This window comes from Pontibacter sp. FD36, assembly GCF_015686655.1.
Classification (GTDB): domain Bacteria; phylum Bacteroidota; class Bacteroidia; order Cytophagales; family Hymenobacteraceae; genus Pontibacter.
Genome location: NZ_JADPMP010000012.1, coordinates 208,470 through 229,192 on the forward strand (window position 1 = coordinate 208,470; position 20,723 = coordinate 229,192).

Below are 20,723 nucleotides of genomic sequence, written 5' to 3' on the forward strand. Positions count from 1 at the left end.
TCCCCTTACATGAAAACAAGTTTACTTTACCTTTTTGTCTGCCTTTTGCTACTGAGTTGTACCAAAGACGAACATGAAGACATCACACCCGAAGAAGAGCCTGAATGCTTCTGCTACCCCTTAGGCTATATTGAGCACAACTCCCCGGTTGGTGGCGAGCCATACAGCCTGGAGCACAAATTTGTGTACAATACCCATAACCAGCCGATCGGCATAAAATACTATTCCAAAGATGAGATGGTGCTGGAAGATACCTATGAATATGACCAGCGCGGTATGGTGGTGCGCGAGAACTGGTACAGTGGCAACAACAGAGAGCTGTCCGGCTACTTTCAACAGGAGTTTAACACAACAGGGCAGCTGCTCAGCTTTACGTATTATGCGCACAATTCCCACACACAGCAAAGCAGGCTTGACCGGAAGAGCACTTTCACTTACAACGACAAAGGCGAGCTAATGACCTTGCGCCATTTCAGGCCGGTGGAAGGCGTCCTGACATTTCACTCATCGACGGATTATACCTACACCAATGGGTTGATGACCCAGACGAAAAGCTATGACAGCAACCACGAACTGACCAAAGTAGTCGAGCTAACCCATGATGCTAAAAAGACCTACATCTACGCGCTGCATCACTACCGTGCCCAGGCCGTAAGCGAAGGGTTTCCGCACCTGCACAATGTGCTTTCTAAAACAGCCACTTCTCCGGATGGTAAAATTATTGAAGCCGAGTCTTATACCCGGAAGCTGACCTATAACGCGCAGGATTATGTAGAAACAATGGTGACAACGTTTGCCGACGGCCGGGTGCAGGAGCGGCGCTTCACCTACAATTGTCCAAAACCGTAATTCAGGTTTAAAGTATCATCTCTCTGGTGATAAGCATAAAGAAGGCAGTTCCGGTAGTAACCAACCGGAACTGCTTTATCTTAAAGGTATAGAGACTCGTCAAATTTCTTGTACCTACCTATACCTCACCGCTTCCTGTTTGTGTAGAAGAAGCTCCACATCACTTCATTGATTTCAATATCGGAAGTCGTATTACCCAACGGGTAGCCTATGTTAAAGGGCGCACCGCCCGGCTAGGTATGGCCTCCGTTTTCGACCGTGACCAGCGACATGGTAATGCCTTTGTAGTTTACTTCCTGGATCGTGACGGAAGTATTGTCCTTCTTGTTCGCATTGATTGTTAAATGAGGAACGCTACTTTCTTTCTGCAGCCGCTACTGGAGGCTGAGGGGGTGGCACAACATTCTTAATAGGCTTTGTAGATTTCAGGTAGGCGAAAACGGCCCTTAATTCCTCGTCCGTCATATTTTTGTACATGTCCCAGGGCATTGGAGGCAACAGCATGCGCGAAGATTCCAGCCCCTTGTGCTTGCCTTGCCTGATCGCTGTGAAAAAATGCTTTTCGGTCCAGTTGCCTATACCGGTCTCATCTGAAGTTAAGTTGGCAGCGTAAGAAATTCCCCAGGGACCCACCCAGGCGGTCAGCGTCTGTGTTACCACCAGACCTTTCTTTTCTACCTCTTCGCGGTTTACATCAGGAGGCGGCAAAGCAGCCGGATGACCGGACAATGCTCTGGAGAAGTCCATTTCTATACCTTTGTCTGTCATTTTTTTAGGCGTATGACAATCGTGGCAGGCGGCAATCGTGACCAGGTGCTCCCCCAGTTTAAGCTGTTCTTTATCTTCTTGCAGTATGGTGTCAAAGCTAGCCTGCTTTGTATCAGGGCGCCCTTTCGAAAACGGTGAAAGAAACAAGATGAACGAGAAGATAACCAGGGAGGTAATAAGTAGTATAGTTTTCATAGCTGTAAGGTTTTGTGTTGAAATTCGTTTGTAAACTGCCTTACCTAATTTACCTATTATCCGGAAGAAGTAGAATCTATAGTGGTATTACCTAGTGAACTGATTCGTGTTTGATGTTAAGGGAAAGATTTAAATGATGAATAATTATTTCCAGGCAGAAAGCACAACCGAAAGCTTAGGTTAGCATATGCACCAAGCCGGGTTTTGAATAGTGATTTATATCCCTCCAACTTTGTGTAACTTTGCTGGCTGGCAGCGAAGTATACCTGTCTGAAGTACAACTATAAATTACAAAACTTGCCTTTTAACCCCTTCTCCATAGACCTCCCCGTTCGGGAAATCATACCTGCCGTCAGAGAACACCTTTCGGCCCAGAATACCCTGATCGTAAACGCTCCTCCGGGAGCCGGTAAAAGCACCTTGCTGCCGCTGGCGATACTTGGTGAGACTTGGCTGAAAGATCAGAAGATCATCATGCTGGAGCCCCGGCGCCTGGCGGCCAAAACCATTGCTGAGCGACTGGCACAACTGCTGGGCGAGGAGGTAGGCCAGACCGTCGGTTACCGCATCCGGTTTGAGAACCGCATATCGGATAAGACCCGCATCGAGGTCGTGACCGAAGGCATCCTAACCCGCATGATCCACAGCGACCGCTCGCTGGCAGGTATAGGCATCGTGATTTTCGACGAGTTTCACGAGCGCAGCATCCACGCCGATGTGGCCATGGCCCTGAGCCGGGAAGCGCAGCATACCTTGCGGCCCGACCTGCGCATTCTGGTGATGTCGGCTACGCTGGATATGCCGCAGCTGACGAGCCTTCTCAAGGCGCCGGCCGTGCAAAGCATGGGGCGGCAGTACCCGATCAACACGATCTATACCGGAGATGCCGACGACCGCATGCTGCCCGAAATGACAGCCCGTGTGGTGCAGCAGGCAGCCAAAGAGCAGGAGGGAGATATCCTCGTGTTCCTGCCCGGAGAAAACGATATCCGCAAAGTAGAAATACTCTTGCGCAAACAACTGCGTGGGGTGCAGATCCACCCGCTGTTTGGCATGCTGCCCTTCGGCAAGCAGTACGCCGCCATCATGCCCGACCGCGAAGGCAGACGCAAAGTCGTGCTGGCTACCAGCATCGCCGAAACCAGCTTAACCATAGAAGGCGTGTCGGTGGTGGTGGATACGGGCTTCGGCAAAACGTCCCGCTTCGATCCGAAATCCGGTTTGTCGCGCCTCGAAACAGCGCGCATCTCCAAAGACGCCGCCGACCAGCGTGCCGGTCGCGCCGGTCGTTTGGGTCCGGGCACGGCTTACCGTATGTGGAGCAAAACCACGCAGGAGCGCATGGCCCCGCACCGCACCCCCGAGATCATGGAAGCCGACCTGGCCAACCTGGTGCTCGACATGGCGCAGTGGGGCATCATGGACATCCGCAGCCTGACCTGGCTCAACCCGCCCCCCCGTGCCGCCCTGCAATACGCCACCGAGATGCTGCACCAGCTGCAGGCGCTGGAGAACGGCCGCATCACCGAGCATGGCAAGAAAATGCACGCGCTGCCGTGCCACCCGCGTATCGCGCACATGCTGCTCAAAGCCGAGGAAACCGACCAGGTAGCCCTGGCCAGTGATATTGCCGCTATCCTGGAAGAGCGCGATCCGCTGGACCGCAATGCCGGCATCGATATTAACTTAAGAATAGAAGCCCTCCGCAGGTATAGGCGCGAGCAGGGGCAAGGCAAGCGCTTTGCCAAGATCGAAAAGATCGCCCGCTCGTACCGCCAGCTGTTCAGCATAGAGCCCGAGAACGGTAACTTTGACGACTACGAAACCGGCGTGCTGCTCACGCATTGCTACCCGGAGCGCATCGCCTACGCCCGCCCCGGCAACAACGCGCAGTTTCAACTGGCCAGTGGGCAGTATGCCTCGGCTGGTCACCGCGACGATCTGGCGCACGAGCCCTGGCTGGCCATTGCCCACCTGCACGCCGGTACGGGCGACAATCCGGGCCGCATCTTCCTGGCTTCGCCACTCAATCCCCGCGACCTGGCCCCGCTTGTGAAGCAAAAGGAGGTATACCACTGGGACGTGAACGATGGCGAACTGACCGCCTCGATGGACACCCGCATCGGCAGCATCGTGCTCCAAATCAAACCGCTACCAGCACCCGACGAGAAGCACCGCGTACCGGCCATGTCCGAAGCCATCAAACAGGAAGGCGAGCACCTGCTGGACTTCAACTATGAAGTAAGGCAGTGGCAAAACCGCGTGCTGAGCCTGCGCAAGTGGCGCCCCTCCGAGTTCTGGCCCGACGTGAGCACCAGCACTTTGCTGATGACGAACTGGGATTGGCTGAAGTCCTACCTCTTCGACATCGAGCACCCCGACGAACTGATGGAGCTGGAGCTGCAGCCGATCTTGGAAGCCAAATACCTGAACGAGGAGCAGCGTGCCCGCCTGGAGGCGCTGGCCCCCTCCAGCATCACTTTACCGGACGGTTCGGATATTGACCTGTATTATCACGCCGATGGCAGTCAGCCGAAGCTGGAGATCCGGCTGCAGGATGTGCTGGACTGGGAGGAAAGCCCGACCGTCGACGAAGGCGAGATGACGGTGGAACTGGCTCTGCTCAGCCCGGAGTTAAAGCCAATCACGACCGTATCGGACCTGGTCAGTTTCTGGAAAGGAAACTACCGCGTGATTAAGCGGCAGCTGGAGGTGGTGTTTCCGGAGGTGAAATGGGAGAGAGAATCGTAGGGACAGGTCGCGACCTGTCCGCACGCATTGTGATCGGTCGCTGTGATTTGCATGGCATCTCCGGTTTACCATCATATAGCTTCATATAAAAATTACCTGTGCACGATTCGGACAGGTCGCGACCTGTCCCTACAAACCACATGTACACCCTGCAAACTTGATATACCCCATAACAAAAGAGACGCCTTCATAGCGTCTCTTTTTTATTTTCTATACCTCTTGTCTCTGTCTCTACACCGCTTTCAATTCTCTCTCGTCCAGCGCTTCAGGTTCGTCAGCGCCGATGGCTTTATTCCAGTCTCCGGCGTTCTTTATACCTAGTTTCTCCGGGTCAAAGGTTGGGTCGAGGCCGGCTTTGCGCTGGGCCAGGTAATCCTGCAGGGTGCGTAAGGCAGGCTTGCGCAGCAGGAAGATGGCGATCACGTTGAGCCATGCCATGATGCCCACGCCGATGTCGCCCAGCATCCAGGCGGATTCTGCTGTCTTCACAGAGCCGTAGAAGGTAGCGGCTAGTATAAACAGGCGAAGCGCCCAGAGCATCCACTGTTTGTTTTTGGTGTTCAGGTAGCTCAGGTTGGTTTCGGCAATGTAGTAGTAGGCCATGATGGTGGTAAAGGCAAAGAAGAACAGCGAAATGGCGATAAAGCCACTACCCAGCGCCGGGAAGTGGGAGCTCACAGCCAACTGCGTATACTCAGGTCCGAATGGCACACCCGGCAGGTTTTCTACCAGAAAGCCTCCCTCCGGATTGACCACATTGTATTGCCCTGTAAACAGGATCATGAGGGCCGTAGCCGTACAAACAAAAAGCGTATCCACGTAAACAGAGAAGGCCTGCACCAGGCCCTGCTTGGCAGGATGGCTTACCTCAGCCGCTGCAGCCGCATGTGGCGCGGTACCCTGGCCAGCTTCGTTAGAATAGATGCCACGCTTCACACCCCACGAAATGGCCATACCAAACACACCGGCAAAAGCGGGCTCCAGATCAAATGCAGAACTGATGATAAGGCTGAACACGGCAGGAACTTCCGAAATATTCATCAGAATGATCACTACCGACATCAGGATATAGGCACCCGCCATAAACGGTACCACCACCTGTGCCACGTTGCCGATGCGCTTCACACCCCCTATAATAATAAGGGCCAGCAGCAAGGTTACGGCGCCACCGGTATAGGCAACCGGTATCTGGAAAGCATTGCTGATACCGGAGGCAATGCTATTGCTCTGCACACCCGGCAGGAACAGGGCCATGCTGATAATGGTCGCGACAGCAAACAACACTGCGTACCATTTCACGCCAAGTCCTTTTTCGATGTAGAAGGCTGGACCACCTCTGTACTGGCCATTTTTTACCTGCTTATAGATCTGACCCAGTGTGGCTTCTATAAAGGCAGACGAGCTACCCAGAAAAGCGATCACCCACATCCAGAACACAGCACCCGGACCGCCCATGGCAATGGCCGTGGCCACACCGGCAATATTACCCGTGCCCACACGACCGGCAATGGCGACGGTAAAGGCCTGAAAGGAACTGATGCCTTTGTTCGAGGACTGCCCCCGGAAGAGCAGACGCAGCATTTCGCGGAGGTAGCGAATCTGCAGAAATTTGGTGGCAATGGAGAAGTATACACCTGCCCCAAGGCAAAGTATGATAAGTGCATTGCTCCAGACGATGTCGTTTACCGAGCTGATGAAATTTTCCATGGAGAGAAGGTGGGCTTTAATCTTGTCAAGTATAGTTTGAAACCCTGTTTTTATATAACGAAAGGTTTCTGCACTTTAAATTAAACAGAAATTTTCAGAAGTGAAGAGTTTACCCAGGCTTATTCTTTCCGCCACATGTAGGTTTTAAGTAGAATTGGCTGAATGTAAGGGCGAAAGCAAACCCCGTGCTGATCGATTTACCAAATAAAAAAAGAGCCTAAGCCAAAGCCCAGACTCCCTTTTAACAATCATTGCTTAATAAAGCGTTGTAGATAACAGCCTTACCTAGGGCCTCAAACCCAGACTTACCTTTCCAGCCGGAAGAACTTTCTGGAAATCGGGATCAGCATGGCACCGGCCAGGGCGAAGGTGACGAAAGCGAACTTGAGGTTAAAGGCGTGAGCCAGGTATCCGATGAGCGGCGGGCCCATGAGCATACCCACAATGCCGAACGTCACGATCATGGAGATGGCGATGCCAGGTGAATACTTTTTGGAAGCGCCCGCCAGCGTGTACGTCATGGGTATAACCGACGCGGTCCCGAAGCCTACGAGTGAGAAGCCGATCATGGCAGGCCAGAAACTCGGAAACAGAATGGCCAATGCTATACCTGAGAAAATAAGGCTGGCGCTGAGCACGTAGGTTTTCTCCATCCCGATCTTCTCGATGATCCGATCTGATACAAACCGGGAAAGCGCCATAAACGACATAAAAATGAGGTAGCCTGCTGTAAAGACCTCTTCGCCCACTACCTGCTGGAAGTAAATGCCGCTCCAGTCGAACATGCCGCCTTCGCACACGGCTGCAAAAAACACGAGCAGCCCCAGGTATAGGATGTAGGGATCGGGCTTGCCAAGCGTGAGCTTATTACCCGTCGTGGAGCGGTCGTTGCGCAGCAGGTAGGGGAAGGCTCCCAGCACGATCAGCGTCGTGGTGATAGAGACGGCTACCAGATGCGGTACGATCGATATGCCGAACGACACCAGCAGTGTGGTAAAGCCAACGCCCACAATGCCGCCCGTGCTCCAGAGGCCGTGGAAGGCTCCGTTTATTTTGCGGTCGTAGAGTTTCTGCAGCGTAATGGCCTGGGTGTTGATGGCAATGTTAAACACGCGCATACTCAGCGAAAACAGGAATAAGGCCACCACCAGGGCAAATGGTGTGGCGGCAATTCCGATCAGTGAGAGCGAAGCAGCATTCATCACCATGGCCACGATCAGGGGGAAACGGCTGTCAAATCTGGTGACAAGCCAGCTCGACAGAGGCAAGCCGATCAGCGAGCTTACCGGCATGGTCAGCAGGATGCTGCCCAGTTCGGCCTCGTTCAGGTGAAGCTTTGAAACGATAGTGGGGATGCGGGAAGCCCAGCTTGAAAAGTTAAAGCCGGAAAGAAAGAAAAAAAGACTAAGCGAAAGCCTGTTCGTGGTGATAGAATGCATTGCGGTAAAATAAAGACGCAAGTTGGTAAAAAGTAAAGCCTTTAGATACGTTTATTCTTTCTTTTCAATGAAAGGTACTTGCAAGTTCAGTCGTTCTTCTGTTGACCAGATCAGTATGCAATGCTGAGAGCCTAGTTAATCTCTATGCTAAAATGATCGGGGCTTTGGAAGGAGGATCTATACCTGAACTGGGACTTTAGGATAGCCTGGTGAAACTCAAAACATTAACAAATCTTGCCAGGAAAGAGTACATGTTATTGTTGGCAGGAAAATGCAACACCTTCCGGCACTGATTCGCTTTGGCAACCATACGTCACAGAAAAAAAACAAAAGAAGGATGATTCAGAAAACATACCTGAAAACAAAAGACCAGTGTAAAGTTAAATTCACGATCAGCATCGAAAATGCGGATAGAGTGGAGATCCTTGGCCTGAATAACGACTGGAACACGCCGATCAAAATGAGCAAGAAAAAAGGCGGTGTATTTGAGTGTGTGCAGACGCTGCCGCGCCATACACAGCACGAATTCAAGTACCTGGTAAACGGTACCGACTGGCGTAACGATCCGGATGCTGATGGGGAGGCGCCCAACGAGTATGGCGGCACCAACACCTTACTAGTGCTCTAGTCGCCGTTCCCAGCGAGAGCAAATACTTTTAATTTAATTGCTTATACCTGAGATGTAGGAGGCTATTTCCTGCTCTTTTTCCTGCATGTGCTCGTAGGCAAACTTCTGCAGCACATCGCAGGAAACTTTGTCGAGCACGCCGATAATTCGCGCTTCACTGATCACTTCCTGGTTCCAGTCAGAGGCGATGACCATAATGGCCTGTCCGTTGTATGGACTGAGATCCAGCAAATCGGCAGTCAGGTTAGGCGATGGCCATTTGCCTGCTGCCAGGCTATACAAACCTGGTTCCCAGCGGGGTGGGTCATTTTTAAGATCCGGCACTGGCTTAAAATAGCCTTCATCCACAGGCCCTATAAACAGCACGTTCGCTTTGCTGAGCGTAGGCGGTACGAGCATCTTGGGGGCGGGCAATACAGTGCCGGCTTCTTCCAGCGTATCTTCAGGTTCATCCATGCCTATACATACTACCACACTTTGCAGATAGTTGCCCTGCGCCATTTAGGGCCAACATAAGGAGGAAAGGAGCGTAAAGCTAAGCTGTTCATTTCGCTCACCTGACTGGCAAAATTTCTTATGGAAGACAGCCGGTTGGTCATTTAATCTCCTTCTGCTATGGAAAAAGAAAATCCCCCATTACCACCGCTGCAACCAGTCACGCTCCGCATCAACGGCAAAGAACAGCGCCTGGAGCTGGCTCCCTGGACTTCCCTTCTTGATGCCCTGCGGGAGCACCTGCACCTGACCGGTACCAAAAAAGGCTGTGACCACGGCCAGTGCGGTGCCTGCACCGTGCTTGTCGACGGCAAGCGCATCAACTCCTGCCTGACACTGGCCATGATGCAGGAAGACAAAGAGATCACAACGGTCGAAGGACTGGCCAAAGATGGCGAACTGCATCCGGTGCAGCAGGCCTTCATCGACAACGATGCGTTCCAGTGTGGCTATTGCACGCCGGGGCAGATCTGTTCGGTGATCGGGCTGGTGAATGAAGGAAAAGCCAAAACGATGGACGATATACGAGACCTGATGAGCGGAAATGTGTGCCGTTGTGGTGCCTATGTGAACATCGTAAAAGTAGTGCAGGAAGCACTGGAAAGGAGCGATGCCAGATGAGACCATTCACCTATACCCGGGCCACGGATGTGAACAGCGCCGTACAGGAAATCACCAGACATGAAAAGGCCAAATTCGTAGCAGGCGGCACCAATCTGCTTGACCTGATGAAGATCGATGTAATGGCCCCGCAGCACCTGGTGGACATCACCCGCATTGCTCTTAACACCATTGAAGCAACAGCAGACGGCGGTTTGAGGCTGGGTGCGCTGGTCACGAACAACGACACAGCTTACCACGAACAGGTAGAGAAACGCTATCCGCTAATCTCACACGCAATACTGGCAGGAGCGACCGGACAATTGCGGAACATGGCCACCGACGGCGGCAACCTCCTGCAGCGCACCCGCTGCTATTACTTCTACGACACCCAAACGCCCTGCAACAAGCGTGAGCCCGGCTCTGGCTGTTCGGCCATTAAAGGCTATAACCGCGACCTGGCCATACTGGGAACGAGCGAGCACTGCATCGCTACCCATCCATCGGATATGTGTGTAGCCCTTGCTGCGCTGGAGGCAAGCATCAACGTAACCGGACCAAAGGGCGAGCGAACCATACCTATTGCCGACTTCCACCGGCTCCCCGGCGATACCCCGCACATTGACACCAACCTGCAGGAGGACGAGATCATCACCTCCATCGATCTGCCGGCCAAAGGCTTTGCGGAGCACTATACCTACCTCAAGCTCCGCGACCGCGCCTCCTATGCATTTGCCATCGTATCAGTAGCCGCTGCCCTGGACCTGGACGGCGACACGATCAAGGAAGCCCGCATTGCCCTGGGTGGCGTGGCGCACAAGCCCTGGCGAAAACCAGAGGCCGAAGCTATGCTCCAGGGGCAACAGGCGACACGTGAGAACTTCCGCAAAGTAGCAGAGGCTTACCTGGAAGGAGCGAAGGGTTACGGCGATAATGATTATAAAATAGAGCTGGCGAAGCGGGCCATTGTGCGGGCGCTGGAGCAGGCTTTTAACAAGGAGGGTGCAGCATGAAAACAGATCAGATAGGAAAAGAAAGAAACCGGGTAGATGGCAAAGCCAAGGTAACCGGCGAAGCAAAATATGCAGCTGAGTTTGAGGCCGAAAACCTGGCTTATGGCGTGGTGGTGAGCAGCGGCATTGCCAAAGGCAAGATCAAAAGCATCGACGCCAGCAAAGCCCTGGCGCTGGACGGCGTACTGCAGGTATTCACACACGAAAACCGCCCCGGCTACATGTGGCTTGACAAAAACTACAAAGACGATGATGCGCCTCCGGGTTCCCCTTTCCGTCCGCTTTATGACAACGAAGTGCAGTTCAGCATGCAGCCCATTGCGCTGGTAGTAGCCGAAACTTTTGAGTTGGCCAGGTATGCGGCCATGCTGGTAGAAGTGGCCTACGAAACAGCCGAACACGACACTGACTTTGATGCTAACCTCGAGCAGGCGTATGAACCGGAAGAATACAAAGCCTCAGAACCACCCAAGCCCCGCGGCGATGTAGACAAAGCGCTGGCTGAGGCAAGTGCCCGTATCGAACAAACCTACACCCATCCGGCAGAGCACCATAACCCGATGGAGATGCATGCGAGTACGGCCGTGTGGGAAGGCGACGGGAAACTGACGGTCTACGATAAGATACAGGGCGTGCAGAACAGTCAGCAGTACATTGCCAGCGCATTTGGTATGTCGCAGGACGAGGTGCGCGTGATCTCGCCATTTGTGGGGGGAGCCTTTGGTTCGGGTTTGCGTCCGCAGTACCAGCTTTTCCTGGCCGTGTTGGCAGCCCGTGAACTGCAACGTTCGGTGCGTGTGGTGATGACGCGTCAGCAGATGTTCTCCTTCGGTCACCGCCCCAAAACCCTGCAGCGCTTTAAGTTGGGCGCGGATGCCGATGGAAAGTTGCAGGCGCTACAGCAGGAGGTATACGGCGAGACTTCCCGCTTCGAAGACTACAGCGAAGACGTCGTGCTCTGGCCAGGTGTACTCTATCCATGCGACAACACCAAGCTGACGCACAAACTGGTAGGGCTGGACGTTTATACCCCGCTCGACATGCGTGCCCCCGGCGGCACTACCGGCATCTACGCTCTCGAGTGCGCTATAGATGAACTGGCCTACGAAGCAGGTGTAGATCCGCTGGAGTTCCGAAAGAAAAATTACTCCGAGAAAGACCAGAATGAAGACAAGCCATTTTCGAGCAAAGAACTGCGGGAGTGTTACCGGCAGGGAGCTGAGAAGTTTGGCTGGTCGAAACGCAAAATGGAGCCACGCTCTATGAAAGACGGCCACCAGCTGATCGGCTGGGGAATGGCGCAGGGTGCCTGGGAAGCGAACCAAGCCGAGGCAAGCGCCAAGGCCGTGCTCAGCAAAGACGGTAAGCTCACCGTCAGCAGCGCCACCGCCGACATTGGTACCGGTACCTACACCGTCATGACCCAAATTGCAGCTGAAGCACTGGGTCTGTCATTGGAGGATGTAACGTTCAAGCTGGGAGATTCTGATCTGCCGAAAGCGCCTTTGGAAGGTGGCTCGAAGACTGTTGCAACAGTAGGTTCCGCCGTGAAAAAAGCCTGTGAACAGGTACAGGAAAAACTACTAAAACTGGCCCAAGAGCAGTCGAATTCGCCACTGGCTGAAACAAAGCTGGAAGATGTAGAATTCTCAGAGGGGCGGATCAGCCTGAAGCGAGATGCCTCTAAAAGCATGCAGTTGCAGGACCTGTTACAGCACAGCGAAAACGGCAGCCTGGAAGGAGAGGTCTCCACCAAGCCATCCGATGAATCGAAGGAATACGCCCGCTACGCGCACTCTGCCGTATTCGCCGAAGTGAAAGTAGACGAAGATCTGGGTACTGTGAAAGTCACCCGTGTGGTAACAGCCGTAGCCGGTGGCCGCATTGTCAACCCTAAAACCGCCCGCAGCCAGATATTAGGCGGCATGGTCTGGGGTATGGGCGTCGCCCTGCACGAGCACACCGTAATGGACAATCACCTCGGCCGCTTTATCAACCACGACCTCGACAAATACCATGTGCCGGTTAATGCCGACGTGCAGGAAATGGAGGTGATCTTTGTAGAGGAGGAGGATGAAGTAGTGAATCCGCTAGGTGTAAAAGGCCTTGGTGAGATCGGGGTGGTTGGTGTAGCGCCTGCGATTGCCAATGCGATCTTTCATGCTACTGGTAAGAGGGTAAGGGAATTGCCGATTACAATGGATAAGTTGTTGTGATTTTTTTTTGCCTGACCGGCGGGCCTTTGTTTATGGCGCGAGCGTCTTCGCTCGTGTCTACTATGGTGGGGCCTCTGGCCCAGGTGTAACTGTACTTTTATAGGTATAGCAACCTGTTTTGTTTCATTGCTTCGCCTGTGCGGCGGGCAGGGTATGCCCTGGCCGGGCGGGCCTTACTTTTTGTCTTGACACAAAAAGTAAGCAAAAAAGTCAAGACGCTCCAAACTCGCTGAACGCTCGAACAGTGGAGCGCCGCAAAGGTGCACCTGGCACTGAGTTCTGTTTCATAGCTTCCGTGCGAGTTAGTTTTTCAATGCGTGTCAGCGGTATGTGTAGTATTTAAACTGGAACTACGATACTTATACCCTCGAACTGGCAGTTACTCAAGCCCACTTGTGGGTAGGAGCGCTCTTTAAAGAGAGGGGTTGGAAATGACAATCATTCACAGGCTCCTCTCTTGATAGAAGAGCCGTTTGATACAGCTTTTTTGTCATTCTGAAAGAATCTTGGTTGTAAATAGCATATGCCAATCATCTTTCTGACCAGGTTTCTTTCAGAATGACAGTGATATTTGAGTAAGCTTTTTAGAATGAAACTACGCTGCTCTTGAAAGGGGCAGGTGATGTTAATCGTGCACAGCACCATCCCCTGTTTTAGGGGAGGGATGGGGTGACCAAGCATCTGTAAAAATCCTGTAAATCCGTGGGGTAGGGGCCCTCTTAAATCCTGAAAATCCTGATTCAGACAAGAAGCTCCATTAAACTAAAACCCTCCAAAAAAGTCTCAAATTTCGTAACTTGTCATCTTTAACAGCACACTAACACGACATGAAAGAACTGCAGGATATCGTAGGGGCGTATGAAGTTGCGCGGCAGGAGGGGAAGCAGGTGGCGCTGGCGACGGTGGTGCAGGTGCAGGGCTCCTCGTACAGGCGACCGGGTGCGCGTATGCTGGTGACAGAGGATGGGCAGTTGACTGGTGCAATCAGCGGGGGCTGCCTCGAAGGAGATGCGCTGCGCAAAGCCCGACTCGTGATGCATGAGCAGCAATCTATGCTAGTGACCTATGATACCACTGATGAAGATGATGCGCAGCTGGGTGTGGGCCTAGGCTGCAATGGCATTATTCAGATTCTGATCGAGCCGATTAATCCAAATGATCCGGCAAATCCAATCGCTTTCTTTAAAACTTTCCTGAGCAGTCGGCAGTCGGCGGTAATCGTGACGCTTTTCTCGCTGGAAGACCGCACGAGTTTGCAGCCAGGTACCTGTTTGTTTATACCTGAGAAAGGAGCTGTAGCCGGAACATGCACGGATGCCATGCTGCAGGAAGCCCTGCTAATCGATGCGCAACAGGTGCTGACGCAGCGGGAGTCAATCACCAAGACTTATATGACCGACGCAGGCCCTCTGACAGGCTTCGTGGAACTGTTGCAACCGGCTGTATCACTAGTGGTGGTAGGGGCTGGTAATGACGCTATACCTTTGGTAAACATGGCCGTGATACTAGGCTGGCAGGTGACGGTCGTGGACGGTCGTGCGAACTATGCCAAGGCAAGTCGTTTTCCGGCTGCGCAACAGGTGCTCGTGGCAAAGCCGGAGCAAGTACTGACGCAGCTTATACCGGACGAACAAACGGTTTTCGTGCTGATGACGCACAACTATAACTACGATCTCGCTATGCTGCGCCAGCTTATGCCTTTGTCTATACCTTACATTGGTTCACTAGGCCCGAAAAAGAAACTGGAGCGTATGCTGGCAGAACTGCAGGACGAGGGGATGGAGGTCACCGAAGAAATGCGGCAGCGGGTATACGGTCCGACGGGGCTGGAGATCGGTGCTGAAACTTCCGAGGAGATTGCCATTTCCATTCTGGCTGAAATTAAGGCGGTGCTGGCCAATAAGACTGGTGGATTCCTACGCGATAAACCGGGTGCTATTCATGATCGTGGCCAGGAAAATTTGGAACTGGGCAAACAGACAAGTGTATCCGGATGTTTTCTGTAAGCGGACTGGTCATATTGGCAGCAGGTGCTTCCACACGATTAGGCCAACCAAAGCAATTGTTGCACTACCAGGGCAAGAGTCTTTTGCAACGTGCTGCGCAGGTAGCTACGGAAGCTGGTTTTTCGCCTGTGGTCGTGGTATTGGGGGCGCGTGCAGAAAAACTTATACCTGAACTTACCGACTTGCCTGTTACAACTGTGCAGAACCCGGACTGGCAGGAAGGAATGGCATCTTCTATTCGTGTAGGGCTAGAGGAACTATTGAAATTAAAACCTACGCTAGACGACGTTACTTTTATGGTGTGCGACCAGCCTTTCGTGGATGCGGATGTGCTGAAGCGACTAATGCAGGCAAAACAGGATGGTCGGAGCGGTATTATAGCCAGCGCCTACCAGGAAACACTGGGTACACCAGTGCTTTTTGACAAGATTTATTTTCCAGAACTACTGGCACTGGAAGGGCAGGAGGGAGCCAAGAAGATCATTATGAAACATCCGTCTGCGGTCAGCTCGCTGCGCTTTGAGGCTGGTGCTATCGACATTGACACAGCAGCAGACTACGCGGCACTGCTACAGACAGATTTGCCAGATTAACCAGATTTAAAGCGGGGGTGCTTATTTCCCGCTCCATATAATTTCCTAACTTAGAGTTCAAAATTTCAGATTAGAAAGATGGCGACATACAAACTGCAAATCAATGGCCGAAGCTATGAGGTCGATGTAGAGCCAGACACCCCGCTGCTGTGGGTGCTGCGCGATAACTTGGGACTGGTAGGCACCAAGTATGGCTGCGGCATCGCGCAGTGCGGTGCTTGTACCGTACATGTCAACGGTAATGCGATGCGCTCCTGCGTGTACCCGGTTTCCGCCGCTGCTACTGCCAAAATCACCACGATCGAAGGATTGTCTGAAGCAGGCGACCATCCGGTACAGTTGGCCTGGGACGAAGTGGATGTGGCCCAGTGCGGTTACTGCCAGGCTGGTCAGATCATGACGGCTACCGCTCTGCTCAACAAGAACCAGAAGCCAAGCGCTGAAGAAATAGATAATGCCATGAACGGCAATATTTGCCGCTGTGGCACCTACCACCGTATTCGGGAAGCTGTTGCATTAGCCGCCACTAAACTAAAATAAGCCATGTCAGAACTAACACAGGAAAGCAGACGCAATTTCATGAAGCTGTTCGCCGTGGCGGGTGGCGGTCTTGTATTGGGTTTTAACTCGACCAGCTCTATTGCTTCGGGCTTAGGCTTGATCGACGGATCGAACCTGCCGGCAGCTGCCATCGATTTCAACAGCTATCTTTCCATTTCCCCGGATAACATCATCACTATTTTGTCGCCGAATCCGGAACTGGGACAGAACATCAAAACTTCTTTCCCGATGATCGTGGCAGAGGAACTGGATGCCGACTGGACCAAAGTGAAAGTGGTGCAGGCACCCCTGGATACAAACAAATTTGAACGCCAGGTAACAGGTGGTAGTGGTGCGGTACCGCATTCCTGGGAACGTCTTCGCAAAGCCGGTGCCACTGCCCGTCAGATGCTGATGGAAGCTGCAGCCAAGCGCTGGAACGTAGCGGCTAACTCGCTGACTACGGAAAACGGCATGGTGGTACATACTGCCAGCGGCCGCAAATTGAACTATGGCGAACTGGCTACGGAAGCCTCTAAGGTACCGGTGCCGAAGGATGTGAAGCTGAAGGACAACAAAGATTTCAAGTTGATCGGTACGGCCGTTCGCAACGTCGACAACCACGAAATGATCACTGGCAAGCCACTTTACGGGCTGGATGTGTACAAAGAAGGGATGCTCTTCGCCATGATCCAACGTCCGGAGGCTTTTGGTATGAAACTGAAGTCAGTGGATGCCGCCAAAGCCAAAGCGATGCCAGGTATAGTGGATGTAGTATCATTTGGTAACAATGTGGCCGTGGTCGGCAAATCGACCTGGCAGGTGATGAAGGCCCGCAAAGAACTGAAAGTTGCTTACGAACCAGATGGTACCCTGGAAAGCTCTTCCGACCATGACCGTTTGTTCAAAGAATTGCTGAACAGCAAAGAAGCCTCTGTTCGTCGGAAGGATGGCGACGTGGACGCAGCCTTCAAGAATGCGGCAAAAGTGATCAAAAGCGAGTACCAGTGTCCGTTCCTGTCGCACAGCCCGATGGAGCCGATGAACTTCTTTGCGCACGTGCGTCCGGATGGCGTAGAGCTGGCTGGTCCAACCCAAACCCCGCAGCGTGCCCGCGACATGGTGGCGAAACTTTTAGACATAGCCCCTGAGAAGATCACGCTGGAGCTGACCCGCCTGGGTGGAGGTTTCGGTCGCCGACTCAGCGCCGACTATGTGCTGGAGGCAGCTGAACTTTCAAGCATCATCAAAGCACCTGTAAAGGTGATCTGGAGCCGGGAGGATGACATGTCCGGCGGTACTTACCGCCCGGCGGTGCGCTACCGTTTTGAGGCCGCGCTCGATGCCAAAGGCAACATGATAGGTTACAAGCTACGTGGTGTTGGCATCAACTCCGGCAACCCAACGCGAGAAGACAACTTCCCATCCGGCACTGTTGCTAATCTCCTGATTGACTCGGTAGAGCATAAATCACCGATCACGACGGGACCGTGGCGTGCCCCGATCACGAACTTCCTGGCCTTTGCCGAGCAGGCATTTCTTGACGAGGTGGCCCAAGCCGCAAAGAAAGATCCGGTACAGTTCCGCTTGGAATTGCTAGATAAAGCTAAAAAAGCGCCGGTAGGTGAGATTAAATACGACATCGACCGCATGCGTGGCGTGATCGAACTGGCCGCTGAGAAATCGAACTGGGGCAAGAAGAAAGGCGTGCACCAGGGCTTCAGCGTTTACTTCTCGCACCGCTCCTATGTGGCGCAGGTGGCCGAAGTGAAGCTGGTGAAATCAGTGCCGGTGGTTGAGAAGGTATACGCCGCGGCTGACTGTGGCATTGTGGTAAACCTGAGTGGTGCTTACCAGCAGGTACGCGGCGGTATTGTCGACGGTCTGGGCCACGCTATGTACAGCAAACTCTCCTTCAAAGATGGAGCAGTAGAGCAGAAGAACTTCAACAATTACCGCCTGATCAGGCTAAAAGAAGTGCCGGAAATTGACGTGCATTTCGTCAACAACGGTATCGACCCGACCGGCTTAGGTGAGCCAGCACTACCACCTACAGGTGGAGCAGTGGCCAACGCCATCTTTAAGGCAACTGGCAAGCGACTTCGTAACCAGCCGTTTATGGAGCAGGTGGAGTTTAAGAGTGCGTAGATTAAGATAGGTGAAATAGAATCACACCCTCGCTCGCGTCCCGCGATTGTGAGCTATTCAGTGGCGTCCCGCCACTTGTACCGATAGGTACAAAAAAAGCGGCCAGAGTCCGCCCGATAGCTCACACTCGCGGGACGCGAGCGAGGGAAAGTTCCTAGGTTATTCCCTACCTAAGAGCAGGAGCGTTTTATACTAAGAAATAAAACCCACTGTCATTCTGAAAGAAACTTGTTTGACAGGAGGTTAAGCAGTAGCTACTTGCGGTGGTAGGGGCCCTCTTTACCAAGATCCTTAGAGGATGACAAATAAGTTGAATGAAACAGCCCTGTTTTTGAGAGGGGGAGTGAGTTTAACCTCCTGCAGAAGCATCCAAATCAAAACAACCGCAGCAGATAACGAGTAAAGAGTAAGCATGTTGGTAGACAGACACGGAAGGAAGATCAACTATTTGAGACTGGCGGTGACCGACAGGTGCAATCTGCGTTGCTTTTATTGCATGCCGGAGCAGGGGCTGGACTGGCTTTCGCGGAGCGAGGTGATGACATACGAGGAGATGCTCCTCATTAGTCAGGTGATGCTGCGCATGGGAATTGAAAAGATTCGCATCACAGGGGGCGAGCCTTTTGTGCGCAAAGATTTCATGCCTTTCCTGACGAAGCTCTCCCAATTGCAGGGGCTCCAGCAGCTGACGCTTACCACCAACGGTGTGCTCACAGCCCCCTTCGTGCCGGAGCTGAAGAAGATAGGTATACAAAGCGTCAACCTCAGCCTCGACACACTCGATCCGAATCGATTCTTCGCCATTACCCGACGTGATGTACTGCCGGCCGTGCTCGAAACACTCGATGCTTTACTCCTGCATGGAATTGAAGTGAAGATCAATGCCGTGGTGATGGAAGGAAAAAATACCGAGGATATCCTGCCGCTGGTAGAGCTCACCAAAAACCATCCGGTAAGTGTGCGTTTTATTGAAGAGATGCCTTTCAACGGTGGCGAAAGTCACTACACTACACTCACCTGGGACCACTTTCGCATTTTGGATAAGATCAAAGAGCAATACCCAACCATTACAAAGACGATCGATCCGCCGCACTCTACCTCGTACAATTACCAGATACCGGGGCACAAGGGTAGCGTGGGTATCATTGCAGCTTATACCCGTTCTTTCTGCGGTACCTGCAACCGCATCCGACTCACGCCACAGGGCGAGCTCAAGACCTGTCTCTACGGCGACAGTGTGCTGAACGTAAAGGACTTGATGCGCAGCGGTATGTCGGAGCAACAATTACAGCAGGCACTTAACCAGGCCATCAGTTTGAAAGAAAAAGACGGTTGGGAGGCTGAGAAAAACAGCCAGTCGCTGCATACCTCCATGGCCAGTATAGGAGGCTGATCTAAACTACCAGAAACATGATTTCAGTACAAGAAGCGGAACCCATCATACAGGCCCAAGTCAGAGACTTTGGCACCGAGCAACTGCCTTTCGAAAAGGCGCTGGGCAGGGTGCTGGCCGAAGACCTGCGCACCGACCGCGACTTGCCGCCCTTCAACCGGGTCGCCATGGACGGCATTGCCATCCGCTACGAAGCCTTTGCAGCAGGCACCCGCACCTTCCGCATCAAAGGCACGCAGGCGGCGGGAGATAGTCCGATTGAGATCAGTGCTTCTGATGAGTGCGTGGAGATCATGACCGGCGCGGCGCTACCTCCTTCAGTGGATACTGTCATCCGCTACGAAGACCTGGAGCTGCAAGACGGGCAGGCAAAGGTTAAGGTCGATATACTGCAAAAGGGGCAGAGTATTCATATTCAAGGCAAGGACCGAAAGCAAGGAGAGGTGGTGGCAGCCGCCAATCAGGTCATCACCGCAGCCTTGATAGGCATGGCAGCAGCGGTGGGCGCAACAGAACTGACCGTCAAAAAACTTCCTCGAACAGTGGTGATCTCGACAGGCGATGAATTGGTGGATGTGGAGGCAACTCCCTCACCTTTCCAGATTAGACGCTCGAACAGTTACATGGTGAAAGCGGCTTTAGAGAAATATGGTCTTGTGGCTGATCAATTGCATATAGCGGATGATCAAAGCCAATTAAAAATGCAGCTGCAGGACTGCCTGGAGCGCTATGATGTGTTGATCTTGAGCGGGGGTATTTCGATGGGTAAATTCGACTACATACCGCAGGTGCTGGAAGAACTAGCCGTAGAGAAGTTGTTTCATAAAGTGCAGCAGCGGCCGGGCAAGCCTTTCTGGTTTGGGGCGCATGCAGGAGGAGCAGTTGTGTTTGCCTTGCCAGGCAATCCGGGATCGACTTTTATGTGCCTGCACCGCTATTTTATGCCTTGCCTGCAGACTTGTTTAGGTATAGCCAAAACGGGTATGTATGCTGCCCTTAACACTGACTTCAGCTTCCAGCCACGGCTGCAATACTTTCTGCAAGTAACGTTGCGTATCAGTGAGCAGGGCCTATTGGTGGCTACGCCTCTGGAAGGCAACGGCTCTGGTGACTTTTCAAATCTGATTGAAGCGGATGCTTTTCTGGAGTTACCGGCGGAGCGGAGTGATTTTAAGAAAGGGGAGGTATACCGGGTATGGCCGTTTAAGGGATTAGGGGTATAGGTAAAGCAGTTGCAGGTATAGCAACTTGAGTTGTTTCATTGCTTCGCCTATGCGGCGGGCACTGTTTGCCCTGGCCGGGCGGGCCTTACTTTTTTCCTTGATGAAAAAAGTAAGCAAAAAAATCAAGACGCTCCAAACTCGCTGAACGCTCAAACAGTG

At 52.8% G+C, this 20,723-nt stretch carries 16 protein-coding genes; 12 read left to right on the forward strand and 4 right to left on the reverse strand.

All coding sequences use genetic code 11. From position 1 onward, the window contains the following. The first annotated feature begins 9 nt into the window (after positions 1 to 9). Entirely contained in the window at positions 10 to 849 is an 840-nt protein-coding gene (locus tag I0P70_RS17685) for a hypothetical protein (protein ID WP_196120484.1), read from the forward strand. Between the two features lie 354 nt (positions 850 to 1,203). Here I0P70_RS17685 and I0P70_RS17690 read toward each other — a convergent pair whose 3' ends face one another. Next, positions 1,204 to 1,812: a c-type cytochrome gene (locus I0P70_RS17690; RefSeq protein WP_196120485.1), complete on the reverse strand. Its 609-nt coding sequence runs from the start codon at positions 1,810 to 1,812 to the stop codon at positions 1,204 to 1,206. Positions 1,813 to 2,109: 297 nt separating this feature from the next. On the opposite strand from I0P70_RS17690, the gene hrpB reads away from it, so the two are divergent. Beyond that, complete coding sequence (gene hrpB, locus I0P70_RS17695; RefSeq protein WP_196120486.1) at positions 2,110 to 4,563, forward strand: ATP-dependent helicase HrpB; 2,454 nt, start codon at positions 2,110 to 2,112, stop codon at positions 4,561 to 4,563. A gap of 231 nt (positions 4,564 to 4,794) precedes the next feature. On the opposite strand, the gene I0P70_RS17700 is transcribed toward hrpB, so the two are convergent. Next, the gene (locus I0P70_RS17700; RefSeq protein WP_196120487.1) at positions 4,795 to 6,270 is read right to left on the reverse strand and encodes a sodium:alanine symporter family protein; all 1,476 of its coding nucleotides are present in this window, start codon (positions 6,268 to 6,270) and stop codon (positions 4,795 to 4,797) included. Between the two features lie 305 nt (positions 6,271 to 6,575). Next, a complete protein-coding gene (locus I0P70_RS17705; protein ID WP_196120488.1) occupies positions 6,576 to 7,709 on the reverse strand; it encodes an MFS transporter in 1,134 nt (377 codons plus the stop codon). Positions 7,710 to 8,046: 337 nt separating this feature from the next. Between I0P70_RS17705 and I0P70_RS17710 the strand changes: the two genes are divergently transcribed. Then, positions 8,047 to 8,337 (forward strand): isoamylase early set domain-containing protein, encoded by a 291-nt coding sequence (locus tag I0P70_RS17710; protein ID WP_196120489.1) that lies wholly within the window; start codon positions 8,047 to 8,049, stop codon positions 8,335 to 8,337. Positions 8,338 to 8,370: 33 nt separating this feature from the next. Here I0P70_RS17710 and I0P70_RS17715 read toward each other — a convergent pair whose 3' ends face one another. After that, positions 8,371 to 8,793 carry a hypothetical protein gene (locus I0P70_RS17715; protein WP_230392274.1) on the reverse strand — a complete coding sequence of 141 codons (423 nt, stop codon included), beginning with the start codon at positions 8,791 to 8,793 and terminating at the stop codon, positions 8,371 to 8,373. Between the two features lie 159 nt (positions 8,794 to 8,952). Here I0P70_RS17715 and I0P70_RS17720 point away from each other — a divergent pair, with 159 nt between their 5' ends. The 9 genes from I0P70_RS17720 to I0P70_RS17760 all read left to right on the forward strand — a co-directional run bounded on the left by I0P70_RS17720 (position 8,953) and on the right by I0P70_RS17760 (position 20,564). After that, positions 8,953 to 9,453, forward strand: a complete 501-nt coding sequence (locus tag I0P70_RS17720) for a (2Fe-2S)-binding protein (protein ID WP_196120491.1) — start codon at positions 8,953 to 8,955, stop codon at positions 9,451 to 9,453. Beyond that, positions 9,450 to 10,445, forward strand: coding sequence for a xanthine dehydrogenase family protein subunit M (locus I0P70_RS17725; RefSeq protein WP_196120492.1), 996 nt, complete (start codon positions 9,450 to 9,452; stop codon positions 10,443 to 10,445). Before I0P70_RS17720 ends, I0P70_RS17725 begins: the two co-directional genes overlap by 4 nt. Continuing rightward, a complete protein-coding gene (locus I0P70_RS17730) occupies positions 10,442 to 12,661 on the forward strand; it encodes a xanthine dehydrogenase family protein molybdopterin-binding subunit (protein WP_196120493.1) in 2,220 nt (739 codons plus the stop codon). Before I0P70_RS17725 ends, I0P70_RS17730 begins: the two co-directional genes overlap by 4 nt. 827 nt (positions 12,662 to 13,488) lie before the next feature. After that, positions 13,489 to 14,667 carry an XdhC family protein gene (locus I0P70_RS17735; RefSeq protein ID WP_196120494.1) on the forward strand — a complete coding sequence of 393 codons (1,179 nt, stop codon included), beginning with the start codon at positions 13,489 to 13,491 and terminating at the stop codon, positions 14,665 to 14,667. Then, a complete protein-coding gene (locus I0P70_RS17740; RefSeq protein WP_196120495.1) occupies positions 14,655 to 15,260 on the forward strand; it encodes an NTP transferase domain-containing protein in 606 nt (201 codons plus the stop codon). Before I0P70_RS17735 ends, I0P70_RS17740 begins: the two co-directional genes overlap by 13 nt. A gap of 78 nt (positions 15,261 to 15,338) precedes the next feature. Then, on the forward strand, positions 15,339 to 15,800 hold the full coding sequence (locus I0P70_RS17745; protein ID WP_196120496.1) for a (2Fe-2S)-binding protein: 462 nt from the start codon (positions 15,339 to 15,341) through the stop codon (positions 15,798 to 15,800). 3 nt (positions 15,801 to 15,803) lie between these two features. Further along, positions 15,804 to 17,948 (forward strand): xanthine dehydrogenase family protein molybdopterin-binding subunit, encoded by a 2,145-nt coding sequence (locus tag I0P70_RS17750; protein ID WP_196120497.1) that lies wholly within the window; start codon positions 15,804 to 15,806, stop codon positions 17,946 to 17,948. A gap of 412 nt (positions 17,949 to 18,360) precedes the next feature. Beyond that, positions 18,361 to 19,341, forward strand: coding sequence for a GTP 3',8-cyclase MoaA (gene moaA, locus I0P70_RS17755; protein ID WP_196120498.1), 981 nt, complete (start codon positions 18,361 to 18,363; stop codon positions 19,339 to 19,341). 17 nt (positions 19,342 to 19,358) lie between these two features. Next, positions 19,359 to 20,564 (forward strand): molybdopterin molybdotransferase MoeA, encoded by a 1,206-nt coding sequence (locus tag I0P70_RS17760; protein WP_196120499.1) that lies wholly within the window; start codon positions 19,359 to 19,361, stop codon positions 20,562 to 20,564. Positions 20,565 to 20,723 lie beyond the last annotated feature (159 nt).